The organism is Methylobacterium sp. WL18, assembly GCF_008040015.1.
GTDB classification, from domain to species: Bacteria; Pseudomonadota; Alphaproteobacteria; order Rhizobiales; family Beijerinckiaceae; genus Methylobacterium; species Methylobacterium mesophilicum.
Map to the genome: position 1 here is coordinate 1 of NZ_VRVD01000225.1, position 7,208 is coordinate 7,208.

Annotated in this window: 9 protein-coding genes; 6 read left to right on the forward strand and 3 right to left on the reverse strand. The window is 72.0% G+C overall.

The genetic code is table 11. The features are described from left to right. Positions 1-182 precede the first annotated feature (182 nt). Together FV228_RS16210 and FV228_RS16215 are read left to right on the forward strand one after the other, a co-directional pair. A complete protein-coding gene (locus tag FV228_RS16210; protein ID WP_147855568.1) occupies positions 183-749 on the forward strand; it encodes an RNA pyrophosphohydrolase in 567 nt (188 codons plus the stop codon). 24 nt (positions 750-773) lie between these two features. Then, positions 774-1,403, forward strand: coding sequence for a DUF2939 domain-containing protein (locus FV228_RS16215; protein WP_147855575.1), 630 nt, complete (start codon positions 774-776; stop codon positions 1,401-1,403). 172 nt (positions 1,404-1,575) lie between these two features. Here the strand turns inward: FV228_RS16215 and FV228_RS16220 are convergent, their stop codons facing one another. Both FV228_RS16220 and FV228_RS16225 read right to left on the reverse strand, forming a co-directional pair. Further along, positions 1,576-1,971, reverse strand: a complete 396-nt coding sequence (locus FV228_RS16220; protein ID WP_147855569.1) for a photosystem reaction center subunit H — start codon at positions 1,969-1,971, stop codon at positions 1,576-1,578. Between the two features lie 25 nt (positions 1,972-1,996). Beyond that, positions 1,997-2,428 carry a response regulator gene (locus FV228_RS16225; RefSeq protein WP_238259588.1) on the reverse strand — a complete coding sequence of 144 codons (432 nt, stop codon included), beginning with the start codon at positions 2,426-2,428 and terminating at the stop codon, positions 1,997-1,999. A gap of 210 nt (positions 2,429-2,638) precedes the next feature. On the opposite strand from FV228_RS16225, the gene FV228_RS16230 reads away from it, so the two are divergent. The 4 genes from FV228_RS16230 (at position 2,639) to FV228_RS16245 (ending at position 6,279) form a co-directional block, all read left to right on the forward strand. Then, on the forward strand, positions 2,639-3,313 hold the full coding sequence (locus tag FV228_RS16230) for a YoaK family protein (protein ID WP_147855570.1): 675 nt from the start codon (positions 2,639-2,641) through the stop codon (positions 3,311-3,313). Further along, complete coding sequence (locus tag FV228_RS16235; protein ID WP_147855571.1) at positions 3,310-4,323, forward strand: WD40 repeat domain-containing protein; 1,014 nt, start codon at positions 3,310-3,312, stop codon at positions 4,321-4,323. The genes FV228_RS16230 and FV228_RS16235 overlap by 4 nt, the downstream gene beginning before the upstream one ends. Positions 4,324-4,406: 83 nt before the next feature. After that, entirely contained in the window at positions 4,407-4,931 is a 525-nt protein-coding gene (locus tag FV228_RS16240; RefSeq protein WP_147855572.1) for a DUF2937 family protein, read from the forward strand. Positions 4,932-5,046: 115 nt separating this feature from the next. Further along, complete coding sequence (locus tag FV228_RS16245) at positions 5,047-6,279, forward strand: peptide ABC transporter permease (RefSeq protein ID WP_147855573.1); 1,233 nt, start codon at positions 5,047-5,049, stop codon at positions 6,277-6,279. 8 nt (positions 6,280-6,287) lie between these two features. Here FV228_RS16245 and FV228_RS16250 read toward each other — a convergent pair. Then, the coding region (locus tag FV228_RS16250; RefSeq protein WP_147855574.1) for an alpha/beta hydrolase at positions 6,288-7,208 on the reverse strand (921 nt) is incomplete at its 5' end.

Here is a 7,208-nt window from a genome sequence, read left to right on the forward strand (position 1 = left end):
ACCGGATCGCGCGCTGGGCCCGGGACCTCGACACCCGCGGCATCCGTCTGGTGCCGGCGAGCGTGGCGCTGCGCGGGGCGGTGGAGAAGCGGGTCAGCACGGCGAATTGACGGAGTCCCGGCCGCGCTTTCGCCGCCGCCGCCGTTGCCGCGCGACTTGCGCCTGACCTATGGTCGCCCGCGATGACCACAGATTCCGACTCGGGCGCCGCGCTGCCCTACCGCCCCTGCGTGGGCGTCGCGCTGATCGCGCCTTCGGGCGGCGTCTTCGTCGGGCGCCGGACCAAGGATGCCGGGCCGGAGCACGTCGCCGGCCCGTACATGTGGCAGATGCCGCAGGGCGGTATCGATCCCGGCGAGGATCCCGAGACGGCAGCCCGCCGGGAACTCTACGAGGAAACCAACGTGCCGCCCGACGCGATCCGCCTGCTCGGTGAGATCCCGGACTGGCTCACCTACGACCTGCCCCCGGCGGTGATGAAGCAGGCCTGGAAGGGGCGCTATCGCGGCCAGACCCAGAAGTGGTTCGCCTACGGCTTCCTCGGCAGCGAGGACGTGATCGACGTGCTGACCCCCGGCGGCGGCGCCCACAAGGCCGAGTTCGACGCGTGGCGCTGGGCGCGGTTCTCCGAGCTGCCGAACCTGATCGTGCCGTTCAAGCGCCCGGTCTACGAGGGTGTGGTCGCGGCCTTCTCCGGGCTCGACGGCTGGGCGGCCGGGACCGGTGCGACCGCGCCGGCGCAGCCGTGACGTCCCGGGGGGGATGGTAGGGTGGTGCGCTGGCTCGCGATCCCGTTGGCGCTGGCGCTGGCGTGGCTCGCCTTCACGGTGAGCCCGCTCTGGTCGCTCTACGACCTGGCCCAGGCCGTGCGCCGGCACGACGTGGCCTACATCGAAGGCCACGTGAACTTCCGGACCCTCCGGCTGTCCCTGGTCCGCCAGATCACGGCGGCGGTGCGCACCGCTTCCGACACGGACCTGGACCTGGAGCCCCGCGACCGGCAACGCCTCAACGACGTCGCGTACGGCTTGGCGCTGGCGCTGGCCGAGACCCTGGTCACGCCCGAGACGGTGCTGGACCTGCTCGATAACGGCTGGCCCGACAAGCTCGACATCGAGCGTCCCGCCAGCCTGAAGCCGGAGGGTCTGGCGATCCGGAATGCCGGACGGCTCCTGCCCTATTACGCCGCCCTGGAGATGCGCGGGTTCCGGGCCGTGGTCATTCCGGTCCCGCCCGAGGGCCCCCGGGCCGAGCGCAACCGTATCCGACTCCGTCTGCGCGGCTTCAGCTGGCGCCTGGTAGACATCGAGATGGCCGACATCCTGCGCGCGCAGATCGCCGCCAAGCTCGGCCGCGCTCTGGCCCGGGCCAAGGCCGGGGCGAGCGCTGCGGAGGAACGGTAGGAGGTTTGGTCAAAGCGCTGTTGCTGACCGATATACCGAATCCGCCCGGGCAGCCGCGCTAAATCCTACCCGCGCCCTCATGCTGAGGTGCCCGCTGCGCTCACACGTCAGGACGAGGTGAGTCGTCGGAGGGGGAACGTCGATAGCTGTTGCGCGGGGTGTCCCCCCGGCCTCAATTTGCCTTCGGGGCCGTCTTCGGAGCCGGCGCCTTCTCGTCCGCCGGGATCTTCGCTTTGGGCTCACGGGCCTCGACCAGGCTCTCGGCCTCGTCCTCGTCGGTGTTGCCGCCCTGCACGATCGTCTTGTCGGGGTTGGAGAGCAGAGACTTGGCGATGCCGAGCAGCACCTCGCACTCACCGGGGAACTTGTAGGTCTCCAGCACGATCGCCGCGTCGCGCAGCGTGCGCAGGTCGCGCACCGTCTGGGCGTTGGCGTCCTCGCGCAATTCCTTCTTGGCGGCGATCCCCTCTTCGATCTGGGCGCCCTTCACGTCGCACGCGGCCCGGGCCGGCACGGCGGCGGCCGAGAGGGCGAGGGCGAGACCGGTCGCGAACAGAGGGGGCCGCATGGCGGGAATCCTTTGGAGGTCGGGGTCAGGCGTGATGGGGATGGTGCGCAGCGCGCAGGATGTCGTTCGTGAGCGCCACGAGCTGGCTGGGACGGTACGGCTTCGGGACGAACACTGACTCGGAGACGGCGTCGGCGGGTGACAGGCAGGCCCGCCCGCCGGACGTGTAGATGACGGGCAGGTCGGGGCAGAAGCTGCGGGCCCGGCGTGCGAGTGCGAGGCCGTTCGTGTTGCGGGCCAGGTCGATATCGGTGAAGAGCATATCCACGCTCTCCCGTGCCAGGATCGCTTCGGCCTCCCAGGCGTCCGCGGCGGTGAGCACCCGATACCCTTCTTCGAGAAGCGCTTCGGCCGCCAGCTCGCAGACGGTCGGCTCGTCCTCGACCACCAGGATGGTGGCGGCAGCCGAATCGAGGGCGGGCATGGACGGGCAGGCGAAGGTGGCGACGAACGGCATCATGACGCAACTCCCACTCACCCGGCGGGGGCGCTGGAGCCCCGTGCCGGATCGAAGGAGCAACGGGCCCCTGCGCCCCGGCGTTCGCCGTGATTGCATCGAATTGCCCGGACTTGGTGCACGGCCCGTTAACCCCGCCCCTGCGCAGATGAACGGAGCGGCCGAAATGGTTAATGGGGCGTTACCGGGATGCCGCGGGAGGGCTGATCCGTGAACCGCTCCTGGCAGTTGGGCACCGGCCTGCTCCTCACGGGCCTCGCCGGATACGTCGACGCGCTGGGCTTCGTGCGGCTCGGCGGCCTCTACACCTCGTTCATGAGCGGCAACACCACGCAGTTGGCGGTCTTCGGCGCCGAGGCGAAGCTGCACAAGATGCTGCTGCCGGCGATCCTGCTCGTGGCCTTTCTCACCGGCTCGGTCCTGGGCAGCGGCCTGGCGATCCTGGTGCCGTCGCGCTGGACCACCCCGGTGGTGCTGGCCTACGAATCCCTTCTGATCCTCGGCGGCCTGGCCTTGGGCCTCGCCTCCCCCGAGCTGGGCCTCGCCGCGTTCTTCGTGGCGGTCGCCATGGGGACGCAGAACGCCGTGCTGGCGCAGGTGCAGGGCTTTCGGGCCGGAACTACCTTCGTCACCGGCGCCCTGTTCAGCCTGGGCCAGAAGATCGCCCGGGCGCTGACCCGCACGGGCGACCCGTTCGGATGGATCGGCGACGGGCTGGTCTGGTTGTCCCTGCTGCTGGGCGCCTTCCTGGGGGCGCTGGCCTACGATGCGTTCGCCCTCTACGCCCTGATCGCGCCGGCGGCGGTCTCTGGGGTGCTCGCGCTGATCACCGCGTTCCTGGTCCTGCGCGCCGGCCAGAGGACCACGAAGGTCGAGTCTCCATGAGCGATTCCGTCAGCCATCCCTCCCTCACCGACCACGTCGCGCCGCTCGAGGCGGGCGCCCACGTGGTCGCGGCGCAGTTCCTGAAGGATGCCCCGGCCCTGGCGCTCGGCGACGGCACCGTGGTCCTCCTGCAGGGGGACGCGGTGACCCGGATCGCCGCCCATCCCGACAGCGGGATCCTGGTCGCGGCCGGGAGCGGCGACCGCCTGGTCACCGGCGGCGACGACGGCCGGGTCGTCGAGATCCGGGCCGGAGGCGCCGTGCAGGAGCTCGGCGCGGCCAAGGGCGGTGCCTGGATCGACGCCCTCGCGCTCCATCCGGACGGTGCCGTGGCCTGGTCGGCCGGTCGTGCGGTGGTGGCCCGGGACGCCAAGGGCCGGGAGCGCAGCTTCACGGCGCCCTCGACGGCCCGGGGGCTGGTCTTCGCCCCGAAGGGCTACCGGCTCGGCGTCGCCCACTACAACGGCGTCAGCCTCTGGTTTCCGAATCTCGAGACGCCCGCCGAGGTCGTGACCTGGAAGGGGTCGCATATCGACGTCACGTGGTCTCCGGACGGCCGCTTCGTGGTCTCGACCATGCAGGAGAACGCGCTGCACGGCTGGCGCCTGCAGCCGGATCGCGGCCACATGCGGATGTCGGGCTATCCCGGCAAGGTCCGCTCCGTGTCCTGGTCCTCCGATGGGCACTGGCTCGCCACCGGAGGCGCCGAGGCCGCGATCGTCTGGCCGTTCGATTCGAAGGAAGGCCCCACGGGCAAGGCGCCGCGGGAATGCGGTGTCCGCCCCGCCCGGGTCACGCGGGTCGCGTTCCACCCAAAGGCGCCGGTCCTGGCGGTGGGCTACGAGGATGGCTGCATCCTGCTGGTGCGCTTCACCGACGCCTCCGAGCTGCTGGTGCGGCGCGCCGTGCCGGGCAGCGGGATCACGGCGCTCGCCTGGGACGCGCGCGGCAACCGCGTGCTGTTCGGCTGCGCCGACGGCCAGGCCGGCCTTCTGACCCTGCCGGCCTGATTTTTTCGCTGCCAGATCGTTAGATTCTCGGCCGCAGCCATGCTCTCTGTGCCGTGCCCTGTCTCCGACCCGGAGGGTCTGACGTGTTCCGCGTGTTCCGCACTCTCGGCCTCGCCCTCGGCCTGCTCGGCGGGGTGATCGCCGCCCAGGCCCCCGAATTCGCGCAGCAATATGCGCAGCGCCTCGGCGGCGCGGTGGACGAGCTGCGCCGCCAGGTGGCGGTGCTCGAATCGGACGCGCAGGCCTCCGGCACCACCCGCGACGGCGCGGTCGACCGGCTGCGCACCAACCCCGATCAGCTGGTGGCCCGGCGCGGCGAGGCCGCCCAGTCCGACATCGCCCGGCTCGCCCGGCTGAGCGCCCAGCAGCAGGCCCTCGCCTCGGCGACGAGCCCGCTCGGCAAGGTGGTGGCGATGCTGCGCGACCCCGACGTGCCGGTGGCGCAGGCCGCCTACCAGGATTTCAGCCCGGCTGTGCCGACCAATGCGGACGGCCTCGCCGCCGGCCTGATCGGGTTCCTGGCCGCCTGGGGCGGCTGGCGCGTGCTCTCGGATGTCGGCCTGCGGTTCGTCCGGCGGCGTCCGCGGACTGCGACCCGGACGGCTTGAGCCGCCACCGGCGCAGCGCGCTGACCCGGGAGTGTTGCTCAGGGTCTACAGCGGCTTGCGCGGAGCTTGCGTATCGAGCGTGATCCGGCCGTCTCGGTCCGAGAGAAGGCGCAAGATGCCGCGGGCGTCGAACTCCCCCACGATCGATCCGGCGCTCGACGCCGCCGCCCTGCTGCGGCGCGTCGGCTTCTTCGGCCTGTTCGTCATCCTGCCGGTGCTGGCGCAGGTCGCCCGCCGCGCCACCGTGATCCTGGCGCCGATCGCCGTGGTGCTGCTGATCATCGCCAGCGCGATCGACCGGCGCCAGCGGCCGGTCCGGCCGGGCGTGTCCCGGCTGCTCACGGCGCCGGCCTTCCTGGCCGGCATGCTGGTGGTGCTGTGGTCGGTGCTGTCGCTGACCTGGACGCCGTTCCTCGGCCCGGCCGTGGAGCGTCTGGCCAACCTCGCTGCGACGATCGGGTTGGCGCTGCTCGGCTATTTCGCCCTGCCGGACCGGATGCGCTCGGCCAATCTCTACCTGCTGCCGCTCGGGCTCGTCGCGGGCGCGATCGTGGCGATCGTGCTGGGGCTGTTCGGGGCGCACATGGCGCCGCCCGGCATCGACGACGACGGGGCACTCGACCGCGGCCTGATCCTGCTGATCCTGCTGGTCTGGCCGGGGCTCGCCTGGCTGCGGTCCCGGCGGCGCGACCGCGAGGCGCTCGGACTCGCCCTGCTGGTCGCCCTGGCGCTGACGGTCCAGCCGGACGCCACCCAGATCGCCGCCCTGGCGGTCGGCGCGCTGGCCTTCGCGGTGACGAGCTACCGCCCCAAGCTCGGCGTGATGCTGACCGCGACCCTGTCGGCCGCGCTGCTCGCCGTAGCGCCGCTACTGCCGTTCCTCGCCCGGCCGATCGGCGCGGTGTTGTTCGGGCCGCTCTCGCCTGCAGTGCTGTCATTGAAGAGCTGGCAGAAGGTGGTGACCACCGATCCGGTGCGGCTGATCACCGGCCACGGCTTCGAGACGGCGCTGCGCGGGCGCCTAGTCGGCATGCTGCCGCTGAACGCGCCGACCACGGCCCTGTTCGAGTTCTGGTACGAACTCGGGATCGTGGGTGCGCTGGCCGCCGCCTTCGCGCTCTACGCCTCGATCCGCCGGGCCGGCCGGGACATCCCGGCCCTGATCCCGGGAGCGATGGGGTGCTTCTCCGCCGCCTTCACGGTCGCCTGCCTGGGTGTCGGCCTCACGGCGATCTGGTGGCTCAGCATCGTCGCCATCGTCATCGTGGTGTTCGTGGCGGTGGAGCGCGGCCAGTTCCGCACCAACCGCCCCAAGGTCGCCAAGCTTCCCCGGCTGCGCGCGGACTGATCCTCGGCTCACCGGTTCAGGAAGCCGTGCAGCCGGATCCAGGCCAGGAACAGGCCGGGCCAGGCGGCGGCCGGCGTGCCCGGGGCGCCGAGCCCGAATCCGTGCCCACCGCGCTCGAACAGGTGCAACTCGGCTGGCACCCGCGCCCTCCGCAAGGCCGCGAACATCAGCAGCGGATGGTCGGCCACCGCCACCGGGTCGTCGATCGCCTGGACCAGGAAGGTCGGGGGCGTCTGCGGCCCGACCTGGAGGTCCACCGAGTAGGTCTTCATCTCGAGCGGGGTGACCTCGTCGCCGACCAGGATCCGTCGCGTCGCGGTGCCGTCGAACGGCTTGCCCATGGTGATGACAGGATAGATCAGCCCGGCCAGGACCGGGCGCACCGGCTGCGCGTCGGCCTCGTCCACCGGGGTGTAGAGGTCGCTGGCGGTGCCGACCGCGGTCTCGCCCATCAGGTGGCCGCCCGCGGAAAAGCCCAGTACGCCGACCCGGGCGGGGTCGATCCCGTATTCCGAGCCCCGCGCCCGCACCAGCCGCAGCGCCCGCTGCGCGTCCTGCCGCGGTGCGTCTGGGCCTGCGCCCCAGCCCTCCGCGGGCAGACGATAGACCAGCAGGAAGACTGTGATCCCCGCTGCGTTGAGGACGCGCCCGACCGGCACGCCCTCGTTGCCGAGCGCGATGAACTGGTAGCCGCCGCCGGCCGCCACGATGATCGCCGCACCGTTGGGATTGGCCGGCCGCATCGCCAGCAGGCATGGCTTGGCCACCCGGGTGACGTCGCCCGACCGGCCCTCGACATAGCGGTATCCATCCGGATCGGGCCCGCTGCCACCCCCCGGAGGCTCACCGGGCCACAGGTCGATCACCTGCAGGTCCGCCCCGGGCAGCGAGCGCGGCAGCGCCCGGATCGCCTCGCCGGGCGCCGGCTC